Origin of the sequence: Acidovorax sp. CCYZU-2555 (genome assembly GCF_018413525.1) — a bacterium.
Classification (GTDB): domain Bacteria; phylum Pseudomonadota; class Gammaproteobacteria; order Burkholderiales; family Burkholderiaceae_C; genus Comamonas.
The window spans coordinates 34,671-56,405 of sequence record NZ_JAHCDD010000006.1; the positions used below are offsets into that span (position 1 = coordinate 34,671).

The following is a 21,735-nucleotide window of genomic DNA, read 5'->3' on the forward strand; positions in this document are numbered from 1 at the left end:
TTGTCCCATGACCACAAAGCACGCCCCAAGCGACTTTTTGACCGGAGCCTAGTGCTGCAGAATCTTGTTCAGGAATTCCTTGGTGCGTGGTTGACGCGCCTCGGGATTCTTGAAGAATTCATCGCTGGAGCAGTCCTCGAGGATCTTGCCGCCCACGTCCATGAAGATCACGCGGCTCGCGACCTTGCGCGCAAAGCCCATTTCGTGCGTCACGCACATCATGGTCATGCCTTCGTTCGCCAGGCCCACCATCACGTCGAGCACTTCGCCGACCATTTCGGGGTCGAGCGCCGAAGTGGGTTCGTCGAACAGCATCACAATGGGGTCCATCGACAGCGCGCGCGCAATCGCCACGCGCTGCTGCTGGCCGCCCGAAAGCTGGCCCGGGAACTTGTCCTTGTGCGCCGTCAGGCCCACGCGGTCGAGCATCTTCAGGCCGCGCTGACGCGCTTCGTCGGCGCTGCGCCCCAGCACCTTGACCTGGGCGATGGTCAGATTTTCCGTCACCGACAGGTGGGGAAACAGTTCGAAGTGCTGGAACACCATGCCCACGCGGCTGCGCAGCTTGGGCAGGTTGGTCTTGGCGTCGTGCACGGCCGTGCCATCGACGAAGATCTCGCCCTTCTGGAAAGGCTCGAGCGCGTTGATGGTCTTGATCAGCGTGGACTTGCCCGAGCCCGAAGGCCCGCAAACCACCACCACTTCACCCTTGTTGATGTTGGTCGAGCAGTCGGTCAGCACCTGAAAGCTGCCATACCACTTGGAGACGTTCTTCATTTCAATCATTTGGTGCTCTCCGTATCCGTATTCAGTTATCCATCCCGGCTGCGCCACTGGCGCGATCCAGGTGCGGGACGGCCCCCAAGGGTCGCCCCGCAACGCCTCGGCGGGTTATCTAATAATTGCGATGCGCTTGTGCAGACGCTTGACCAGATAGGACAGCGCATAGCACAGCACGAAATAGGCGACTGCCGCAGCCAGGTAGGCTTCGATCGGTCGGCCGTAGTTCTTGCCCGCGACTTCAAAGCCCTTGAGCATGTCGTAGGCGCCAATCGCATAGACCAGCGACGTATCCTGGAACAGGATGATGGTCTGCGTCAGCAGCACCGGCAGCATGTTGCGGAACGCCTGCGGCAGCACCACCAGGCGCATGTTCTGGCCGTAGGTCATGCCCAGCGCCTGGCCCGCATTCACCTGACCGCGCGCGATCGACTGAATGCCGGCGCGCATGATCTCGCTGAAGTAGGCGGCCTCGAAGGCGATGAAGGTGATGATGGCCGACAGTTCCGCGCCGATGGGGCGGCCGATGATGGCCGGCATCAGCAGGAAGAACCACAGAATAACCATCACCAGCGGAATCGAGCGCATGCCGTTGACGTAGATCGTCGCCGGCACCACGAGCCACTTCTTGCCCGAAAGACGCATCAGCGCCAGCACCGTGCCGAACAGCACGCCGCCCACGGTGGCGATCGCCGTCAGCATCAAGCTGAAATACAGACCCTTGAGCACGAAATTGCTCACGAGGTCCCAGTTGTAGAAACCAAAGTCGATGTGCAGATCCATGATCAATGACCTCCTGCACTCGAAGCGGCAACCATTCCTGGCACCTGGGCGCGCTTTTCAATCCAGGCCATGATCCGGTTGATCGCGAACGCCGAGATCACGTACAGGCCGGTCACGGCCAAATAGACTTCGACGCCGCGGCCGGTCTCTTCCTGGGCCTGCATGGCAAACATGGTCAACTCCGTCACCGACACGGCAAAGGCCACCGACGAGTTCTTGAAGATGTTCATCGTCTCACTGGTCAGCGGCGGAATGATGATGCGCAGCCCCATCGGCAGCAGCACATAGCGGTAGGTCTGCCAGGTCGTGAAACCCACGGCCATGCCCGCATAGCGCTGGCCACGCGGCAGCGACTGCAGCCCCGAGCGCACCTGCTCGGCGATACGCGACGAGGTGAAGATACCCAGCGCCAGCACCACCAGCACGAAGCCCGGCACGGACTTCATCGCCGGCACGAAGGCGGGCACCACGTGATACCAGAGAAAAATCTGGACCAGCAGCGGAATATTGCGAAACAGCTCCACCCAGGCGTTGCCGAAACGCACCAGCCACGGACTGTTGGGCAGCGTGCGCAGCACCCCGATCACGCCGCCCACCACCAACGCTATCAATAGCGCGAGCAGCGATACGGACACCGTCCAACCCCAGGCCGACAACATCCAATCCATATAGGTGATGTCGCCGCCCTTGCCGAAGCACCCCTGCACCGCGACGCGGTCCAGCGTGTCCTCGCAGAACACCTGCCAATCCCAAGCCATAGGATTTCCTTTATTGCCTCAAACCTCTGGTGACAACAGTGCGCAACGCGACTGTTTCACCACACAAAAAACCCCCTCCGAGACCAGCCAGAAGGGGGTTTTCATCCCGGACACCAAGCAGAATTTACTTGTTGAAAGCTTCCTTGGGCTTGTTGTTGGGGTTCTTCCAGGCGTTCTTGGTCGCGTCAGACAGCGGCAGGCCGACCTTCTGGTTTGCAGGAGGGATAGGCTGCATGAACCACTTGTCATAGAGCTTTTCCAGGCTGCCATCGGCAACTTGGCGCTGGATGCTGGTGTCGACGGCCTTCAGGAAAGCGGTGTCGTTCTTGCGCAGCATGCAGGCAATCGGCTCGACCGACAGCACTTCGCCGACGATCTTGAAGTCGGCGGGGTTCTTCGACTTCGAGATGTTGCCGGCCAGGATGGAGCCGTCCATCACGAATGCGTCGGCACGGCCCGTTTCGAGCAGCAGGAAGCTGTCGGCGTGGTCCTTGCCCATGACTTCCTTGAAGTCGATGCCTTGAGCGCGCTCGTTCTTGCGCAGGATCTGCACCGAAGTGGTGCCCGTGGTCGTGGCCACCGACTTGCCGTTCAGATCCTTGATGCCATTGATGCCCGAATTGGCCTTCACGGCGATGCGCACTTCTTCCATGTACGTGGTCATGGCGAAGTCGACATCCTTCTGGCGGTTGGTGTCGTTGGTCGTCGAGCCGCATTCCAGGTCAACGGTGCCGTTGGTCACCAGGGGGATGCGGTTCTGCGAAGTCACGGGCTGGTACTTGATTTCCAGCTTGGTCAGGCCGAGTTGCTTTTGCAGGTCGCGAGCAACACGGTCGGCCATTTCGGTATGGAAACCGACGTATTTGCCGTCGCCCAGCGTATAGGCCAGTGCGCCAGAAGATTCGCGCACGCCCAGCGTGATCGAACCCGAGGATTTGATCTTCGCCAGGGTGTCATTGGTCTGAGCCATGACCGTGCCCGCGAGCAAACCCATGACGGCAACTGCCAACAAATGTTTCTTCATACCTTCTCCTCTGATGACTGCGGATAAAAAAGCAACGCCGGAATGCGCGTGGGCTTGTTTCAATAATTCACTTTAGAGGCATTTTGCTACTGTCACAAGAAACCAATAGCTATAACCACAAGGAACCATGTCAAACAAGGCGTAAACGCCTTCCTCTCAAGGGTAAACACCTAGCAATAACCGGGCCCACGCTCCATGCTACCGTCGGCGCGCAGGATCAATGCCGCTGCTTACCCTAGCTCCAGGGTATTGCCATGCTCGAGCAAAAACGTCCAGAGATTCTGCGCCACGCCCTTGGGAGCGTCCTTGGCCGTGGGTTTCTCGCGGTAGGCGCGCACGTCCATGGGCATGCGGAAGGACTCTACGCCCTGCGGCTCGGCGCTGACAAGGCGTCCGGACTGCAATTCGTTGCGCACCGCGCTGTAGGGCAAAAATGCGACACCATGGCCTTCGAGCGCCATGGCCTTGAGGCCTTCGGCCATGTCGGTCTCATAGACCCGCTCCAGATGGATGGCTTCGCCCGCCTGCTTGAGGATCAGCTCGGTCACCTGCCCGAGATAGGCGCCCGAGGCATAGCCCAGATACGGCAGGGGCTGGGACTGGGTTCCGGGCAGCACGTGCAGCGGCCGGCCCTGGGCATCGGGCTTGACGTAGGGCGCGAGAATTTCACGCCCCAGGCTGACCATTTCGTAGCGATCGGGGTCGAGCTGGAACGGCTGCGACGGATGGTGGTAGGCGATCAACAGATCGCAGCCGCCTTCGACCAGCCGCATCACTGCGTCGTGCACATTGAGCGCGAACAGCCGGCTGCGGAACGGCCCGAACAGCCCATGCAGGTTCGACACCCAGGCAGGGAAAAAGGTGAAAGCCAAGGTGTGCGGCACCGCGAAGCCGATCATGCCCTTGCCCGCACTGACGTGCGCGCGCAACATGCTGCGCGTGCTTTGCAGCGACTGCAGCATCTCGAGCGCCTGCTCGTACATGGTCTTGCCCGCGGGCGTGAGCCGCGTCGGGTAGGAGCTGCGATCGACCAGGTCGGTCCCGGCCCACGCTTCCAGCGCCTGGATGCGGCGGGAAAACGCGGGCTGGGTCACATGCCGCAGTTGCGCAGAGCGGCTGAAACTGCGGGTTTCAGCCAAGCTCACAAAATCTTCTAGCCATTTGGTTTCCATCTCGCCATTATCCGCGCGCCAAGGCCTCAAGCCTCGGGCCAACCCGCATGGTCAGCGCCCCGAGCGAGCCAGATAATGATTTGCCCTCCCCACCCGGCGGGCGCGCGTCAGGTCCCCAGGTACACGACACCTTCGGGCAAGGCGAACGTCTTTTCCCGTTTCACGCGTTTTCCTGACTGCCCGCGCTCATGCCCTCTGATCAATCGCCTACCGACCACGACGCGTCGGCCCCTCCCCGCTCCCTGCGCATCGAAGACTGGCTCACCGTGATCATCATGGCCGCACTGGCACTGATCACTTTCGCCAACGTGCTGGTGCGCTATCTCACCAACTCCTCCTTTGCCTGGACCGAAGAAATCTCGGTCTTCCTGATGATCCTGCTGGCCATGGTCGCGGGCTCGGCGGCCGTGGCGCGCGACCAGCACATCCGCATCGAATACTTTTCCCACGGCGGCTCGGTGCAGCGCCGCCGCCGCCTGGCGCGCCTGGGCGCGGCGCTGGTCGCGCTGCTGTTCACGCTGATCGCCGTGCTGAGCGTGCGCGTGGTCTGGGACGACTTCCGCTTCGACGAAACTTCGCCCGGCATAGGCGTACCGCAATGGTGGTACTCGATGTGGCTGCCAGTGTTCTCCGCGCTGATCGTGGTGCGCGCGCTCGGCCTCTATCGCCGCCAGGGCCTGCAAGCCGCGGCCGAAGACGCAACCACCGCCACAGGTCCCCAGCCATGATCGCCACACTGCTGTTCGTGGCCTTCGTGCTGCTGATGAGCGCGGGCGTGCCTATCGGCGCCGCGCTGGGCCTGGCGGGCGCGGCCTGCATCGCGCTGGCCAATTCCGACGCCCAGTGGTTCGGCCTGCTGGCCGTGCCGCAGAACTTCTACGCGGGCCTGGGCAAGTACCCGCTGCTGGCGATTCCCATGTTCGTTCTCGTGGGCTCGATCTTCGACCGCTCGGGCGTGGCGCTGCGCTTGGTGAACTTCGCGATCGCCATCGTCGGCCGCGGCCCGGGCATGCTGCCGCTGGTGGCGATCGCCGTGGCGATGTTCCTGGGCGGCATTTCGGGCTCGGGCCCGGCCAATGCCGCGGCCGTGGGCGGCGTGATGATCGCCGCGATGAGCCGCGCGGGCTACCCCGGCTCGTTCTCGGCCAGCGTGGTCGGCGCTGCCGCCGCCACCGACATCCTGATTCCGCCTTCGGTCGCGTTCATCATCTATTCGGTGCTCGTTCCCGGCGCCTCGGTGCCCGCGCTGTTCGCGGCCGGCATGATTCCCGGCGTGCTGGCCGGCATCGCGCTGATCGTTCCCGCCGTCTGGCTGTCGCGCCGCCACAAGATGGGCGCGCTCGAAGCCACGCTGCCACGCCCCGAGTTCTGGAAAAGCCTGCGCGAAGCCGCCTGGGGCCTGGCCGCACCGGTGCTGATCCTGGGCGGCATGCGCGCCGGCTGGTTCACGCCCACCGAAGCCGCCGTGGTCGCGGTGTTCTACGGCTTGTTCGTGGGCATGGTGATTCACCGCACAATCTCGGTGCGCGACCTGTTCCCTATCCTGCGCGAAGCCGGTGAACTGTCGGCCGTGATCCTGCTGGTGGTCTCGCTGGCCGGCATCTTCGCGTTCTCGCTGTCGACGCTGGGCGTGATCGATCCGGTCGCCAGCGCCATCGTCAACTCGGGCCTGGGCGAATACGGCGTGCTCGCGCTGCTGATCCTGCTGCTGATCACCGTGGGCATGTTCCTCGACGGCATCTCGGTGTTCCTGATCTTCGTGCCGCTGCTGCTGCCCATCATGCAGCACTACCAATGGGACCCCGTCTGGTTCGGCGTGATCCTGACGCTCAAGGTCGCGCTGGGCCAGTTCACGCCGCCGCTGGCCGTGAACCTGATGGTTTCGTGCCGCATCGCGGGCGTGCGCATGGAGTCCACCGTGCGCTGGGTCGGCCCCATGCTGCTCGCGATGTTCGCCGTGATGCTGCTGGTCATTGCCTTCCCGCAACTCGCGCTGTGGCTGCCCCACAAGCTGGGCTACTGAATTCCCGATAACAACCACTAGGAGACAAAGAATGAAACTGCGCAGCTTTCTGACCACCGCGGTCGCCGCGGCCGCGGCACTGGCCTTCACCGCTCCGGCGGCACTGGCCCAGAACTACAAGAGCGAGTACCGCATGTCGCTGGTGCTGGGCCCGCCATCGCCCTGGGGCCAGGCCGGTGAAATCTGGGGCAAGCTGGTCAAGGAGCGCACCCAGGGGCGCATCAACATCAAGCTCTATCCCGGCGTGTCGCTGATCCAGGGCGACCAGACGCGCGAATTCAGCGCGCTGCGCCAGGGCGTGATCGACATGGCCGTGGGCTCGACCATCAACTGGTCGCCCCAGGTCAAGTCGCTGAACCTGTTCTCGCTGCCGTTCCTGATGCCCGACTACGCGGCCGTGGACGCACTGACGCAGGGCGAAGTCGGCCAGGAAATCTTCAAGAACCTCGAGAAGGCCGGCGTCGTGCCGCTGGCCTGGGGCGAGAACGGCTACCGCGAAGTCAGCAACTCCAAGCGCGCGATCCGCAAACCCGAAGACCTCAAGGGCCTGAAGATCCGCGTCGTCGGCTCGCCCATCTTCTCGGACATGTTCAGCGCGCTGGGCGCCAACCCCACGCAGATGAGCTGGGCCGACGCCCAGCCCGCGCTGGCGAGCGGCGCCGTGGACGGCCAGGAAAATCCGCTGTTCATGTTCACCGTGCTGAAGATGCACACCGTGGGCCAGAAATACGTGACCACCTGGGGCTACATGGCCGATCCGCTGGTGTTCGTCGTCAACAAGGACATCTGGGCGTCGTGGACGCCGGCCGACCAGGCCATCGTGCGCCAGGCCGCGCTTGATGCCGGCAAGCAGGAAATCGCGATCGCACGCAAGGGCCTGGTCGAAGCCGACAAGCCCGTGCTCAAGGAAATCGCCGGCATGGGCGTGACCGTGACCCAACTGAGTCCCGCCGAGCGCGAAGCTTTCGTCAAGACCACGCGCCCGGTCTATGACAAGTGGAAGGGCCAGATCGGCAACGACCTGGTGGGCAAGGCAGAGAAGGCAATCGCTGCGCGCAAGCAGTGAGAACGCTCTGAGCGACTGCGGGCGGCGCGTGGCGCCGCCCTCCTCTCATACTGGCGAAACCAGCGGCCGTCCTTCCAGATGGCAACGCAGATTCGCCACAAATCGGTCGATGGACGCCTGCACCGCTTCGGGCGACCAGCCGCCCACGTGGGGCGTAAGCACCACGGCGTCCAGATCGAGCAGCTCGGTCGGCGGCAGCGGTTCGCTCTCATAGACATCGAGACCCGCGCCCGCGATGCGGCCCGCGCGTACCGCCTCGGCCAGCGCCGCGGTATCGACCACGCTGCCGCGCGCGATATTCACCAGATGGCCGTTCGGGCCCAGCGCATCGAGCACCTGGGCGTTGACCAGGTGGCGCGTGCCAGCGCCGCCGGGGGTCGCGACCAGCAACACATCGGACCATTGCGCCAGCGCCAGCAGATCCGCGAAATAGCGATGGGCCACGCCTTCGCGCGGACTGCGGTTGTGATAGCCGACTTCCATGTCGAAGCCCTGCGCGCGCTGTGCAATGCGCGCGCCTATCGTGCCCAGACCGACAATGCCCAGGCGCTTGTGCGAGAGCTGCGGCGGCAGCGACAGCGCCGTGCGCCAGACGCCTTCGCGCGTCAGCCGGTCCAGGCGCACGATGCCGCGCAGCGATGCCAGCATCAGGCCCATCGCATGGTCGGCAACGCATTCGTCGTTGGTGCCCGCGCCATTGGCGACCGCAATGCCCTGCGCATGGGCATGCGCGACATCGATGTTTTCGTAGCCCACGCCCAGCGCGCTGACCAGCGTCAATCCGGGCATGGCCTGCATGTGGGCCGCGCTCAGGCCTGTCGAGCCCAGCGTCAGCACGGCCTGCACGCGCTCGCCGACCGCGGCGATGCTCGCGTCCCATTGCGCGACATCGGGCTGGTGAACCAGCTCCAGCGTGGGAAACGCCCGGGTCAACAATTCCAGGTGCGCAGGGGAAAGATGGTTCAGTGCAAGCAGTACAGGTTTCATGACACTCGGCTGGGCAAAAAATGGATTGTCCATCCTCAAGATGCAGAGGGCGACATTTGTGGCATCAGGCCAACGCCGACGCAGCGTCCTCGCCCAGCGACTGGCTCTGCTGCAGCGCCCACATCTGTGCGTAACGACCTCCCAATGCCAGCAGTTGCGCATGGGTGCCGCGCTCGAGAATCTGGCCGGCGTCGAGCACCAGGATTTCGTGCGCATCGACCACGGTCGACAGCCGGTGGGCGATCAGCAACGTGGTCTTGTTGCGCGCCGCGCTCTGCAGCTCGGCCTGGATGGCGCGTTCGTTGGCGGAGTCCAGCGCCGACGTGGCTTCATCGAAGATCAGGATGGGAGGGTTCTTGAGCAAGGTGCGCGCAATCGCCACGCGCTGCTTCTCGCCGCCCGACAGCTTGAGCCCGCGCTCACCCACGCGCGTCGCATAGCCTTCGGGCGTGCTGGCGATGAAATCGTGAATGCGCGCGGCGCGCGCCGCCGCCACCACTTCGTCGTGGCTGGCGCCGGGGCGGCCATAGGCGATGTTGTATTCGACGCTGTCGTTGAACAGCACCGTGTCCTGGGGAACGATGCCTATCGCCTGGCGCACGCTGGACTGGGTCAGGCCGCGGATGTCCTCGCCGGCGATCGTCACCCGGCCCTGCTGCACGTCATAGAAGCGGAACAGCAGCCGCGCCAGCGTCGACTTGCCCGAGCCTGAAGGGCCGACCACGGCCACGGTCTTGCCCGCGGGAATCTCGAAGCTCACGCCGCGCAGGATGGGCCGCGCCGGGTCATAGGCGAAATGCACATCTTCGAGGCGCACCGCGGGGTGCTCGACCGACTGCAGCGGCTTGGCATCGGGCGCGTCGGCGACTTCGCGCTCGCGGTCCATGAGCACGAACATGCGATCCAGGTCGACCAGGCTCTGCTTGATCTCGCGGTAGATCACGCCGAGGAAATTCAGCGGAATGTACAACTGGATCATGAACGCGTTGACCATGACCAGATCGCCCAGCGTCAGCCGACCGTCGACCACGCCCTGCGTGGCGCGCCAGAGGATAGCCACCAGCGCCGAGGCAATGATGATCTGCTGGCCCGCGTTGAGCAAGCTCAGCGTGGTCTGGCTCTTGAGGCGCACGCGGCGCAGTTCCTCGAGGTTCTCGTCGTAGCGGCGCGCCTCGAACGCTTCGTTGTTGAAGTACTTGACGGTCTCGTAGTTCAGCAGCGAATCGACGGCCTTGGTGTGGGCCGCCGATTCCTGGGCATTGGCCTCGCGGCGAAAGCGCGTGCGCCAGCCAGTCACCTGCACCGTGAAGACGATGTACAGCGCGAGCGCGGCCAGCGTGATGACCGCGAACCAGACATCGAAGCGCAGCGCCAGGATGGTCAGCACCAGCGTCATTTCGATCAGCGTGGGCAGGATGCTGTAGAGCGAATACGAGATCAGCGACTCGGTGCTGCGCACGCCGCGCTCGATGTCGCGCGTCATGCCGCCGGTCTGGCGTTCGAGGTGAAAGCGCAGGCTCAGCGCATGCAGATGCTCGAAGGTCGTGAGCGCAATGCTGCGCGCCGCGCCCTGCGTGGCCTTGGCGAACACCAGGTCGCGCAGCTCGGTGAACAGCGACGTCGAAAAGCGCAGCGCGCCATAGGCCAGCAACATGGCCGCGGGCACGACCAGCACCGCGGCAGCATCACCGGGCTTGAGCGTCAGCGCATCGACCAGCTCCTTGAGCAGCACCGGCACGCCCACGTTCGCGACCTTGGCCGCGACCATGAACAGCAGCGCCGCGAGCACGCGCCACTTGTATTCCCACAGATAAGGCAGCAGACGCTTGAGCGTCCCCCAGTCGGCACCTGAAGCTGGGGAAGCGGGTACGGGTAAATCCCGAGGAGATTCGGCAGATCGGCGCATCGTGGACAATTCCTGTTGTTATATTCCCGATTGTGCCAATGCCTCCGCGTCCAGACCTTCCTCCCCACCCATTGCCCGCAGACAAAGATCTCGTGCTCAAGGTGATTCCCATGCCGGCCGATGTCAACGCCAATGGCGACATCTTCGGCGGCTGGGTCATGGCGCAGGTCGATCTCGCGGGTTCGGTGCTGCCTTCGCGCATAGGACAGCGCTTGGTCACCGTCGCGGTCAACGAATTCATCTTCAAGCAGCCGGTGCGCGTCGGCGACATCCTGTCGTTCTATTCGAGCGTGCGGCGCGTGGGCCGTACCTCGGTCACCGTGGATGTCGAAGTCTATGCCGAGCGTTTCCACGACCAGGGGCGCTTTGTCAAAGTGACCGAAGCGCTGCTGACCTATGTCGCCATCGACAGCGAAGGCAAGCCCCAGGCCCTGCCGGAAAACGCGCAGATCGCGGCCTGGCGCCAGGCGATACAGCGCAACGCCGACAGCGCGCTCGCGTCCAAGGCCTAAACACGCACGGCCGGCGCGCCTTGAAAATCAAGAAACATGGCGGACAAAAGCGGTATTTACCGCTTTGCGCAGACGCTCACGCATACCCCTGTGGGTTATTCATCTGCCAGCGCCAATGATCACGGCACATTTCAGCAAGGCCGCGTTCAGCCGTCCAGCTGAGTTTTTCTTTCGCCTGCGCCGTGCTCGCATAGCAAGCGGCAATATCACCTGGGCGGCGCGGAGAAATCTTATGGAGAATGGGGCTACCGCTCGCTGCTTCAAAAGCCTTGAGCACGTCCATGACGCTGTAGCCCACGCCGGTGCCCAGGTTGACAGCAAAGCACTGCGGTTGATCCAAGCTTTCAAGCGCCTTGAGGTGGCCCTGCGCCAGATCGACCACATGAATGTAGTCGCGAACCCCGGTTCCATCCGCAGTGTCATAGTCATCGCCCAGCACGCTGAGGTATTCGCGTCGACCCACGGCGACCTGTGCCAGATAGGGCATCAGATTGTTGGGCGTACCTTGGGGATCTTCACCTATCAGTCCGCTGGAATGCGCGCCCACGGGGTTGAAGTAGCGCAGGATGCCAATGCGCCACGCGGGCTCGGCGCGGTACAGGTCACGCAGAATGTCTTCCACCATCAACTTGGTACGGCCGTAGGGGTTGGTCGCCGAGAGAGGATGGCTTTCGGTCAGCGGCAGCTGTTGCGGCTCGCCATAGACCGTGGCCGATGAGCTGAAAACCAGCGTCTTCACGCCGGTGGCTTGCATGGCGCGCAGCAGAGAAAGCGTGCCTACCACGTTGTTCTCGTAGTAATCGAGCGGTTTCTCTACCGATTCACCGACCGCCTTCAAACCTGCGAAATGGATGACGGCATCGCAGGAATATTTTCTGATGGTTTCTTCCAGCGCCGCTTGATCACGGACATCGCCCTTGACTGCAGGGAATGATTTCCCTGCGATCTGCGCGACCCTTTGCAAGGCGGCCGGATAACTATTGGAATAGTTATCAAAAACAACAATATCGTGCCCCGCATTGAGCAATTCAACGCAAGTATGGGAACCGATATAACCGGCACCTCCGGTGATCAAAATATTCATGCGGCTTTCTACTCAAAAACTACCGGGGCTGCACGGAAAGACAATAGAAACTGCCGACGCAAGCCAGCAAATTCGAATTCTGCAAACCGGCTGACGCAGGAAAAGCGTGCAAAGACCGCCTTGAGGGCAAAATTTTCAGAAGCTGCGCGGCAACCAGCATGTCATCGATCGACATGCGTGCGAAACCGCGTAGAACCACATGATTTTAACATTTGCATCAACGCTTCTCAGCGCCACAACTGCCCACGCCAAAATGGAAGTCGGGCAAGGGTGCGGCTGAAAAGGACTGATTTTTGCAATGTTGCAGCAGGACCGCGCTTTATCGAGCCCCTGCTGGCGCGGACGGTGACAACCGGGACAGCAGCTGCACGCGTGCCCCGCCCCCACGCCAGCGGCAGCAATCTGCGTTTCTGCGGAAGACGCCGCCCACGGGTTCGCGGGATAGACTGCCGCAGCAGTCCGCCAGCGTCAGGCGACCACGCTACCCACGATATCGCGCGCCACGCTGGTGCTCGAAGCGCTGCTGCTGGGTGCCAAGGCCGGAGTCTTGACGGCCGAGCCCGAGCCGGCTTCGATCTGGCCGGTGAGTTCACCGCCCTCTTCGATCACCACTTTGCCGTAGCGGATCTTGCCGCTGACCTTGCCCGTGCCATAGATGACGAGCTTTTGGCGCACGATCAGCGTGCCGTCGAACACGCCGCGGATTTCGGCGACGTCGATCTCAGCCGTGCCATGGAAAGCGCCCTGCTCGGCGATTTCGATCACGCGCGAATCCATGGTGGCTTCCACCGTGCCTTCGACCACCAGCGTGTCGCAGTCGGTGATTTCGACGCCCTTGAGCTTGATGTTGGGGCCGACGATCAGCCGGCTGCCGCCTTGGCTTTGTGCCACCGCAGCGGCGGAGGCGGGTGCTGCGCTCGTGCTGGCTTGACCGACCGCCTGGCTGGCGCCAAAGCTGCTGCCGGTCGATGCCACTCCAGTAGCGGGACTGCGGGGGGTGAAGCTGTCGTTCTCACGCTTGCCAAAAAACGGGTTCTGCACGGCCATGGTCTCTCCTTGGAAAGCGTCCATGCTAGAGCCCGATCTTGGCAATAATTCCCTTTATCTCGCAATAAAAGTAACCAATCCATTCGATTGATGCATATGCTTGCAAGCGTTTCTTGATTACACAGCTATCGCGGCTTGACTGGCGTGTCTAGGCCGGGGAAATCCCAAGTGCCATCAAACGCGACTGAAGTCGGGGTGGCGCTTTTCCATGAATGCCGACACCGCTTCACGCGCTGCGGGCTCGTGCAACATGCGGCCGAAGCTCTGGCCTTCTTCGGCCATGCGCGTGCGCACCAGGGCCGCCTGGCCGGCCTTCATCAGGCGCTTGGACTCGACCAGCGCCGTGAGCGGCTTGGCCGCGAGCTTGCGCGCCTGGCGCTGGGCCAGGGCATTGCATTCGCTGGGCGGCACCACGCGGTTGACCAGGCCGACTTCGAGCGCGGCTTCGGCCAGGAACGGTTCGCCCAGCAGCAAGGCCTCGGCCGCGCGGTGGTAGCCCATGAGCTGGGGCAGCAGCAGGCTGGAGCTGAACTCGGGGCACAGGCCCAGGTTCACGAACGGCAGCGAGAACGCCGCGTTGTCGCCTGCATAGACCAGGTCGCAATGCAGCAGCATGGTGGTGCCTATGCCCACGGCCGGGCCGCAGACCGCGGCGATCACGGGCTTGGGGAAGTCGGCGAGGTTGTGCATGAAGCGCATCACCGGGGTGTCGCCGGCCACGCTGTTGGTGGAGGCATTGAGGAAGTCGCCCAGGTCGTTGCCGGCGCTGAAGATCGCCAGGTCGCCCTGGAACACCAGCACGCGCACCGCGGCGTCGTCACGCGCTGCGGCCAGTGCGTCGGCCATCGCGCCATACATCGCCGAAGTGATCGAGTTCTTTTTCGCGGCGCGGTTGAACGTGAGCGTGCAGACACCGTCTTCGGTGTGCACAAGAATATCGGAGGGGGTGGTAACCGTCATGGTGTGGATCATTCCTTGAAATAGACAATCTGGTGGCTGGTCGCGAGCAGGTAGCCGGCCTCGTTCCACAGTTGGGCCGTTTGGTCGAAAAAGCCGTTGCGAAATTCCTGGCCGCGGGCCTGGCCCAGCACATAGCCTGTTCCCGTGGTCTGCAGCTGGGCCTGGCTGGCGTGGAAGTAGACCGTGATAGACACCGTGCCTGCGGGCACCTGGCGCGCGCGCCGCAACCAGACGCGCGGGAAGAATACATCGGCCAGCGCGGCCAGCGCGCAAAAATCGAGCGGCCGCGGCGGATCGTCGCGCATCCACAGCTGCGACAGACTCGGAGCCTGCGCGCCATCCCAGTCCCTGGGCAGTCCGCCCTGCACCGGCCGCATCTCGTAGCGTGACAGCCATTCGACACCAAAGCCCGGCGCGATGCGCTGCAGTTCGCCGGGCGCGGCCACCTCGGGCATGGGTTCGTCGGAAATGCTCCAGGTTTCGCGCCGCACCGCCGTCACCACGGTGGCCGTGGTCGTGACCACGAGTTCGCCTTCGGCATCGGTCTGCAGCACCGACAGCGTCCAGTGCTGGGTCGAACGGTTGGTGCGCACCGGCGTGACCTGCAGCGTGAACGCACCGGCCGTGAGCGCGCCCGCGTAGTTCACCGTCAGCGACAGCGGCTCGCCCAGCCGCTGCGGGTGGTCCATCACGGCCTTCACCAGCGTCGCGGCGGTGATGCCGCCGAACGGCCCCACCATGTTCCAGTAGTCAGGGCTGGTCTGCCCTTCGAGCTGCCCCGGGGACACCGGCTGCAGTTGCAATGCCAAATCGAGAGGATGGTTCATGGTCATGGGGCCAGTGTCGATGAACGCAGTGGTGGATGCGGTCGTTTTGGTGACTTGGCGCCTGGGCCCTTCGGCAGGCCCAGGGCGCACGGGCGGATCAAACTCTTTCGAAAATACCCGCCGCCCCCTGCCCCATGCCCACGCACATCGTCACCATGCCGTACTTGAGCTTGTTGCGGCGCAGCGCGTGCACCACCGTGGCCGCGCGGATTGCACCGGTCGCGCCCAGCGGGTGGCCCAGCGCGATCGCGCCGCCCATGGGATTGACCTTGGACGGGTCCAGGCCCAACGTGTTGATCACCGCCAGCGACTGCGCGGCAAAGGCTTCGTTGAGCTCGAACCAGTCGATGTCCTGCTGGTTCAGGCCCGAGTAGCGCAGCGCCGCGGGAATCGCCTCGATAGGGCCTATGCCCATGATCGCCGGCGGCACGCCCTTGCTCGCAAAGCTCACGAAGCGCGCCAGCGGCGTCAGGCCGTAGCGTTTGATCGCCGACTCGCTGGCCAGGATCAGCGCGCCCGCGCCGTCGCTGGTCTGCGAGCTGTTGCCGGCCGTGACCGAGCCGCGCGCGGCAAACACCGTGCGCAGCTTGGCCAGGCCTTCGAGGCTGGTGTCGGGGCGTGCGCCTTCGTCGAGCGACACGGTGCGCGTGTTGAGCGCGATTTCGCCCGTCGCCAGGTTCAGCGCGCGGTCGGTGACTTCGATGGGCGTGATCTCGTCGGCAAACGCGCCCGCGGCCTGGGCCGCGAGCGCCTTCTGGTGCGAGGCCAGCGCGAACGCGTCCTGGGCTTCGCGGCTGACCTTCCACTGCTGGGCGACCTTCTCGGCCGTCAGGCCCATGCCGTAGGCAATGCCCACGTCGCCGTCGCGATCGAAGATGCTGGGCGACAGGCTGGGCGCATTGCCCATCATCGGCACCATGCTCATGCTTTCGACGCCCGCGGCAATCATCACGTCGGCTTCGCCCACGCGGATGCGGTCGGCGGCCATCTGCACCGCCGACAGGCCCGAAGCGCAGAAGCGGTTGACGGTGATGCCGCCCACGCTGGTCGGCAGGCCCGCGAGCACGGCCGCGATGCGCGCCACGTTCAGGCCCTGCTGGGCTTCGGGAATCGCGCAGCCGCAGATGATGTCTTCGATGCTCGCCGGGTCCAGCCCCGGCACCTGGGCCAGCGCGCTCTTGAGCGTGGTGGCCAGCAGGTCGTCGGGCCGGTAGTTGCGGAAAAAGCCCTTGTGCGAGCGGCCGATGGGCGTGCGCGTCGCGGCGACGATATAGGCGTCCTGGATCTGTTTCATGTTCTGTTCCTTCAGTTCCGCAGCGGCTTGCCGGTCGACAGCATCCCGAGGATGCGCTCCTGGCTCTTGGGGTGGGCGATGAGGCCGCAGAACGCCTTGCGCTCCAGCTGCATCAGATATTCCTCGCTGACCAGCGTGCCCGCGTCGACATCGCCGCCGCAGACCACTTCTGCGATCAGCGTCGCGATGTACTGGTCGTGGTCGCTGATGAAGCCGCCGTCGCGCATGTTGACCAGCGAGCCGCGAATCGTCGCGATGCCGCTGCGCCCGGCCACCGGGAACAGCCGCTTGTGCGGCGCGCGCCAGCCGCCCGCGGCCAGGGCCCGGGCTTCGTTGAGCGCGACGAACAGCACTTCGTCCTTGTGCGCGACGATCAGATCGCTGTCGAGCAGATAGCCCAGCTGGCGCGATTCGAGCGCGCTCGTTCCCACCTTGGCCATGGCCGCGGCGGTGAAGCCTTCGGTCAGGAACGGCAGCAGGTCCTTGCCCGTCGAGGTCGCCGCATTCTCGGCCGCACGCCGCGCGATATACGTCAGGCCGCCCGCGCCCGGCACCAGGCCCACGCCGACTTCGACCAGGCCGATATAGCTTTCCATGTGCGCCACGCGGCGCGCGCAGTGCACGGCCAGCTCGCAGCCGCCGCCCAGTGCCATGCCGTGGATGCCCGCGACCACGGGCACCTGGGCATAACGCAGGCGCAGCATCAGCTGCTGCAGTTCTTGTTCAATGCTTTCGACGGCGTCTGCGCCGCCGACCACAAAGGCCGGCATCGTCGCCTGCAGGTCGGCGCCCACGCTGAACGGCGCGTCGCCCGACCAGATGACCATGCCTGCGTACTCGGCCTCGGCCAGTTCCAGCGCTTCCATCAGCCCTTCCATCACGGCCGGGCTGATCGCATGCATCTTGTTCTTGATGCTGGCAATCAGCACGCGGCCTTCGCCTTCGACGGCATCGAGGGTCCAGACGCGCAGCGCATCGGTTTCGCTGAGCGTCGTGCCCGCGGTCTCGAAGCCCTCGCCGGCCTCGCCCAGCAGGCGCTCGGGAAACAGCTGGCGCGCATAGACCGGCAGCGCGCGGCGGGCGACAAAGGTCTTTTTCGCCGGGCTCCACGAGCCTTCGGCGGTGTGCACGCCGCCGGCTTCGGCCACCGGGCCTTCGAACACCCAGGCCGGCAGCGGCGCGCGGCTCAGCGCCTTGCCCGCGTCGATGTCTTCCTGGACCATCTTCGCGACTTCGAGCCAGCCGGCTTCCTGCCACAGCTCGAACGGCCCCTGGCGCATGCCGAAGCCCCAGCGCATCGCCTGGTCCACATCGCGCGCGCTTTCGGCAATGCTTTCGAGGTGCACGGCGGCGTAATGGAAGCTGTTGCGCAGAATGGCCCAGAGAAACTGGCCGGGCGCGCCTTCGGCATTGCGCAGCAGTTGCAGGCGCTGGGCCGCAGGTTTTTTGAGCATGCGCGCATAGACCTCGTCGGCCTTCTGGCCACCGGGCACATAGTCCTCGCTTTCGAGCTCGAAGCGCAGGATGTCGCGGCCGACTTTCTTGTAAAAGCCCGCGCCCGACTTCTGGCCCAGCTGGCCCAGTTCCAGCAGTTTCTTGAGCACCGGCGGCGTCGCATAGCTGTCGTAGAACGGGTCGGTGTCGGCGCTGAGGTTGTCCTGCAGCGTCCTGACCACATGGGCCATGGTGTCCAGGCCCACGACGTCGGCCGTGCGGAACGTGCCGCTGGACGCGCGGCCCAGCTTCTTGCCCGTGAGGTCGTCGACCACGTCATAGGTCAGGCCGTAGTTCTCGACTTCCTTCATCGTCGCGAGCATGCCCGCAATGCCTATGCGGTTGGCGATGAAGTTGGGCGTGTCCTTGGCGCGCACCACGCCCTTGCCCAGCGTGCTGGTCACGAAAGCTTCGAGCTGGTCGACCACATGGGCGTCGGTGCCCGGCGTGGCGATCAGCTCCACCAGTTGCATGTAGCGCGGCGGGTTGAAGAAATGGATGCCGCAAAAGCGCGCGCGCATGGCCTCGGGCAGGGCTTCGCTCAACTGCGTGATCGATAGACCAGAGGTGTTGCTGGCGACGATCGCGTGCTTGGCGACGAACGGCGCGATCTTGTGATACAGGTCGGTCTTCCAGTCCATGCGCTCGGCGATGGCCTCGATGATCAGGTCGCAGCCCTTGAGCAGCTTCATGTGCTCTTCGTAGTTCGCGGGCTGAATCAGGTCGGCGTCGTCCGCCACCCCCAGCGGCGAAGGTTTGAGCTTCTTCAGGTTGGCGATGGCCTTTTCGGCGATGCCGTTCTTCGAGCCGTCCTTTGCAGGCAGGTCGAACAGAATGACCGGCACCTTGACGTTGACCAGATGGGCGGCGATCTGCGCGCCCATCACTCCGGCGCCGAGCACGGCGACTTTCTTCACAGGAAATCGTGACATCTTGGGTTCCATGTAATGCGCCCGCCCGCGGCGCAGGCGGGGCCTGAAGCTGAAGACTTACTGCACGCGCACCCAGGTTTGCGTGCGGCCGAACGGCCCTATAGAGCCGCGCACATCGAGCTTGCTGCCGCTGTCGGTGGGCGTGAGGCGCAGCGTGTACGACTTGCCGGATTCGGGGTCGAGGATCTTGCCGTCTTCCCACACTTCCTTGCCTTCGGCCTTCTTCGCGCCGCGGATGATTTCCAGGCCGACCATGGGCTGGTCCTTGCGTTCGTCGGTGCAGGCCGTGCACAGTGCCGCGGGATCGGCGCCCTTGCGCAGCAGCTTCTCGACGCGCCCGCTGAGCACGCCGCCCTGCTCGGTGATGCGGATCTCCGACTTGGGCTCGCCGGTCTTGTCGTCGACACTTTTCCACAGGCCCACGGGCGTCATCTGCGCCCACGCGGGCGCGGTGATTGCCATGCAGACCATGGCGGCAAAAGCTTTGAACATAAGCACCTCCTGGAAGAAAAAGGCAAAGGTTCGTCGGCCCACCTCAGGCCAGCGCCGCGTCGGTGTCCATCAGCACGCGGCTGCCGGCGCGCGCGGTGCGCATCAGCGTCGCGGTCTCGGGGAACAGCTTGGCGAAGTAGAAACGCGCGGTCTGCAGCTTGGCCACATAAAACGGGTCGGAGTTGCCCTTGGCAATTTCGCGCAGCGCCACCTGGGCCATGCGCGCGAACAGGTAGCCGAACACCAGATGGCCGGCGACGCGCAGGTAATCGACCGAAGCCGCGCCGACTTCGTCGGGGTTCTGCATGCCCTTGAAGCCGATCTCGGTGGTGAACTTGGTCATCTGCTCGCCCAGCACCGCGATCGGATTGATGAATTCGGCCATCTTCTCGTTGACGCCCTCTTCCTCGACCAGTCGGCCCACGAGCTTGCCGAATTTTTTCAGCGTCGCGCCCTGGTTGCCCAGCACCTTGCGGCCCAGCAGGTCCAGCGCCTGGATGCCGTTCGTGCCTTCATAGATCATGTTGATGCGCGCGTCGCGCACGAACTGCTCCATGCCCCATTCCTTGATGAAGCCGTGGCCGCCATAGACCTGCTGGCTCATCGTGGTCGCGGTCCAGCCGTTGTCGGTGATGAACGCCTTGACGATGGGCGTGAGCAGCGCGACCAGCTCGGCGCTGTCCTTGCGCACTTTCTCGTCGGGGTGGTGCAGCTCCTTGTCGATCAGCACCGAGCAGAATGTGGACAGCGCGCGCCCGCCTTCGGCATAGGCCTTGGCCGTGAGCAGCATGCGGCGCACATCGGGGTGGACGATGATGGGGTCGGCCGGCTTGTCCTTGGCCTTGGTGCCCGACAGGCTGCGCATCTGCAGCCTGTCCTTGGCATAGGCCAGCGCGTTCTGGAACGCCACTTCGGTCAGGCCCAGCGACTGGTTGCCCACGCCCAGGCGCGCGGCGTTCATCATCACGAACATCGCCGCCAGGCCCTTGTTGGGCTGGCCGACCATGGTGCCGACGGCGCCGTCGAGGTTCAGCTGGGCCGTGGCATTGCCATGGATGCCCATCTTGTGCTCCAGCCCGCCGCAGAAGATCGGATTGCGCTCGCCCAGGCTGCCATCGGCATTGACCAGGAACTTGGGCACGACGAACAGGCTGATGCCCTTGGAGCCCACGGGCGCATCGGGTAGGCGCGCGAGCACCAGATGCACGATGTTGCTGGTGAAATCATGCTCGCCCGCGCTGATGAAGATCTTGTTGCCCGTGAGCTTGTAGCTGCCGTCGGGCAGGGGTTCGGCCTTGGTGCGCAGCAGGCCCAGGTCGGTGCCGCAATGCGCTTCGGTCAGGCACATGGAGCCGGTCCACTCGCCGCTGGTCAGCTTGGGCAGGTACAGCTGCTTTTGCGCGTCCGTGCCATGCGCGTGCAAGGCTTCATAGGCGCCATGCGACAGGCCCGGGTACATGGTCCAGGCCTGGTTGGCGCTGTTGAGCATTTCGTACAGGCACTGGTTGACGACGAACGGCAGGCCCTGGCCGCCGTAATCGGGATCGCAGCTCAGCGACGCCCAGCCGCCTTCCACATATTGGGCATAGGCCTGCTTGAAGCCCTTGGGCGTGGTGACTTCATGGGTGTCACGGTTGAGCGTGCAGCCTTCCTCATCGCCGCTGATGTTCAGCGGAAAGATCACATCGCTGGCGAACTTGCCCGCCTCTTCGAGCACCGCATTGACGGTCTCGGCATCGACCTCGGCATGCCGTGGCATGGCCTTGAACTCCTGCGTGACCTCGAACACTTCGTGCAACAGGAACTGCATGTCACGCAGAGGCGGTTGGTAGCTGGGCATGTGTCGTCTCCTTTTATCGATGGTGATGTGATCGGTCGGTGGCGCGTGTCTCAGCGGCTGAAGCGCGCCAGAATGTTCTCGAAGCCCTGATGCGCGCGCTGCAGCGCGCCCTGCGCGCGCAGGAAGCGGGCTTCGTAATGCAACGCCAGAATGAGCCCATGGACTTCAAAAAGCAATTGGGCTTCATCCGCATCTGCGCGTAAGTCGCCATGCTCCCGGCATTGCACGATGGTGCGGCGCATCGCCGCATGCCAGGTGTGGACGGAGTCGGCGAGCGCATCGCGCACGGGGCCGCTGCGGTCGTCGAATTCGACCGCGCCGCTGATATAGATGCAGCCGGAGTCAAGCTCGACCGAGGTGCGCTTCATCCACAGGTCGAACAGCGCGCGCAGCCGCGGCAGGCCGCGCGGCGCCTGCATCGCGGGGTAGAACACTTCCTGCTCGAAGCGCACGTGGTACTCGCGGACCACGGAAATCTGCAGTTCCTCGCGCGAGCCGAAGTGGGCAAAGACGCCCGACTTGCTCATTCCCGTGGCCGCGGCCAGCGCGCCTATCGACAGGCCTTCAAGCCCGGCCTGCGACGCCAGATGCAGGGCCGCATCCAGGATATGGGCCTTGGTCTGCTGGCCCTTGTGCAGCCCGCGGACTTCGCTGCGCGCGCTGGGAGAAGGGTCCGACAGGGTGGAAGAAGAAGGCATGGCAAGGAAATAAAACGAACGTTCGTTCTATTTTGCACCACAATGCCGCGACCTCA

The 21,735-nt window shown here is 64.1% G+C and carries 20 protein-coding genes; 4 read left to right on the forward strand and 16 right to left on the reverse strand.

The window, feature by feature from the left end; all coding sequences use genetic code 11:
* Positions 1-48 precede the first annotated feature (48 nt).
* The 5 genes from KHY18_RS03335 to KHY18_RS03355 form a co-directional block, all read right to left on the reverse strand.
* Positions 49-786: an amino acid ABC transporter ATP-binding protein gene (locus tag KHY18_RS03335; protein ID WP_213294319.1), complete on the reverse strand. Its 738-nt coding sequence runs from the start codon at positions 784-786 to the stop codon at positions 49-51.
* 105 nt (positions 787-891) lie between these two features.
* Complete coding sequence (locus KHY18_RS03340; RefSeq protein ID WP_213294321.1) at positions 892-1,563, reverse strand: amino acid ABC transporter permease; 672 nt, start codon at positions 1,561-1,563, stop codon at positions 892-894.
* A 2-nt stretch (positions 1,564-1,565) separates the two neighbouring features.
* Positions 1,566-2,321 (reverse strand): amino acid ABC transporter permease, encoded by a 756-nt coding sequence (locus tag KHY18_RS03345; protein WP_213294323.1) that lies wholly within the window; start codon positions 2,319-2,321, stop codon positions 1,566-1,568.
* 124 nt (positions 2,322-2,445) lie between these two features.
* On the reverse strand, positions 2,446-3,345 hold the full coding sequence (locus KHY18_RS03350) for an amino acid ABC transporter substrate-binding protein (protein ID WP_213294325.1): 900 nt from the start codon (positions 3,343-3,345) through the stop codon (positions 2,446-2,448).
* A 230-nt stretch (positions 3,346-3,575) separates the two neighbouring features.
* Positions 3,576-4,517, reverse strand: a complete 942-nt coding sequence (locus KHY18_RS03355) for a LysR substrate-binding domain-containing protein (protein WP_213294327.1) — start codon at positions 4,515-4,517, stop codon at positions 3,576-3,578.
* A gap of 188 nt (positions 4,518-4,705) precedes the next feature.
* On the opposite strand from KHY18_RS03355, the gene KHY18_RS03360 reads away from it, so the two are divergent.
* From KHY18_RS03360 to KHY18_RS03370, 3 genes are read left to right on the forward strand one after another with little or no spacing between them, the layout of a single operon-like run.
* Positions 4,706-5,245, forward strand: a complete 540-nt coding sequence (locus KHY18_RS03360) for a TRAP transporter small permease (RefSeq protein ID WP_213294328.1) — start codon at positions 4,706-4,708, stop codon at positions 5,243-5,245.
* On the forward strand, positions 5,242-6,540 hold the full coding sequence (locus KHY18_RS03365; RefSeq protein WP_213294329.1) for a TRAP transporter large permease: 1,299 nt from the start codon (positions 5,242-5,244) through the stop codon (positions 6,538-6,540). Before KHY18_RS03360 ends, KHY18_RS03365 begins: the two co-directional genes overlap by 4 nt.
* A 31-nt stretch (positions 6,541-6,571) precedes the next feature.
* Complete coding sequence (locus KHY18_RS03370) at positions 6,572-7,606, forward strand: DctP family TRAP transporter solute-binding subunit (protein ID WP_213294330.1); 1,035 nt, start codon at positions 6,572-6,574, stop codon at positions 7,604-7,606.
* A 45-nt stretch (positions 7,607-7,651) separates the two neighbouring features.
* On the opposite strand, the gene KHY18_RS03375 is transcribed toward KHY18_RS03370, so the two are convergent.
* Together KHY18_RS03375 and KHY18_RS03380 are read right to left on the reverse strand one after the other, a co-directional pair.
* A complete protein-coding gene (locus tag KHY18_RS03375) occupies positions 7,652-8,593 on the reverse strand; it encodes a 2-hydroxyacid dehydrogenase (protein ID WP_213294332.1) in 942 nt (313 codons plus the stop codon).
* A 64-nt stretch (positions 8,594-8,657) separates the two neighbouring features.
* Positions 8,658-10,499, reverse strand: coding sequence for an ABCB family ABC transporter ATP-binding protein/permease (locus KHY18_RS03380; RefSeq protein ID WP_213294333.1), 1,842 nt, complete (start codon positions 10,497-10,499; stop codon positions 8,658-8,660).
* A gap of 38 nt (positions 10,500-10,537) precedes the next feature.
* Between KHY18_RS03380 and KHY18_RS03385 the strand changes: the two genes are divergently transcribed.
* Positions 10,538-11,011 carry an acyl-CoA thioesterase gene (locus KHY18_RS03385; protein WP_213294334.1) on the forward strand — a complete coding sequence of 158 codons (474 nt, stop codon included), beginning with the start codon at positions 10,538-10,540 and terminating at the stop codon, positions 11,009-11,011.
* Between the two features lie 76 nt (positions 11,012-11,087).
* On the opposite strand, the gene galE is transcribed toward KHY18_RS03385, so the two are convergent.
* The 9 genes from galE to KHY18_RS03430 form a co-directional block, all read right to left on the reverse strand.
* Positions 11,088-12,095 (reverse strand): UDP-glucose 4-epimerase GalE, encoded by a 1,008-nt coding sequence (gene galE, locus KHY18_RS03390; RefSeq protein ID WP_213294335.1) that lies wholly within the window; start codon positions 12,093-12,095, stop codon positions 11,088-11,090.
* A 468-nt stretch (positions 12,096-12,563) separates the two neighbouring features.
* A complete protein-coding gene (locus tag KHY18_RS03395; protein ID WP_213294447.1) occupies positions 12,564-13,142 on the reverse strand; it encodes a bactofilin family protein in 579 nt (192 codons plus the stop codon).
* Positions 13,143-13,316: 174 nt separating this feature from the next.
* Positions 13,317-14,102 (reverse strand): enoyl-CoA hydratase, encoded by a 786-nt coding sequence (locus KHY18_RS03400; protein ID WP_213294337.1) that lies wholly within the window; start codon positions 14,100-14,102, stop codon positions 13,317-13,319.
* Between the two features lie 8 nt (positions 14,103-14,110).
* On the reverse strand, positions 14,111-14,929 hold the full coding sequence (locus KHY18_RS03405; RefSeq protein ID WP_502768190.1) for an acyl-CoA thioesterase: 819 nt from the start codon (positions 14,927-14,929) through the stop codon (positions 14,111-14,113).
* 97 nt (positions 14,930-15,026) lie between these two features.
* Positions 15,027-16,223, reverse strand: coding sequence for an acetyl-CoA C-acyltransferase (locus KHY18_RS03410; protein ID WP_213294343.1), 1,197 nt, complete (start codon positions 16,221-16,223; stop codon positions 15,027-15,029).
* Between the two features lie 11 nt (positions 16,224-16,234).
* The gene (locus tag KHY18_RS03415; RefSeq protein ID WP_213294346.1) at positions 16,235-18,649 is read right to left on the reverse strand and encodes a 3-hydroxyacyl-CoA dehydrogenase/enoyl-CoA hydratase family protein; all 2,415 of its coding nucleotides are present in this window, start codon (positions 18,647-18,649) and stop codon (positions 16,235-16,237) included.
* Positions 18,650-18,706: 57 nt separating this feature from the next.
* Positions 18,707-19,141: a DUF2147 domain-containing protein gene (locus KHY18_RS03420; protein ID WP_213294347.1), complete on the reverse strand. Its 435-nt coding sequence runs from the start codon at positions 19,139-19,141 to the stop codon at positions 18,707-18,709.
* 43 nt (positions 19,142-19,184) lie between these two features.
* On the reverse strand, positions 19,185-20,981 hold the full coding sequence (locus tag KHY18_RS03425) for an acyl-CoA dehydrogenase C-terminal domain-containing protein (protein ID WP_213294348.1): 1,797 nt from the start codon (positions 20,979-20,981) through the stop codon (positions 19,185-19,187).
* Between the two features lie 50 nt (positions 20,982-21,031).
* Positions 21,032-21,679: a TetR/AcrR family transcriptional regulator gene (locus tag KHY18_RS03430; RefSeq protein WP_213294349.1), complete on the reverse strand. Its 648-nt coding sequence runs from the start codon at positions 21,677-21,679 to the stop codon at positions 21,032-21,034.
* Positions 21,680-21,735 lie beyond the last annotated feature (56 nt).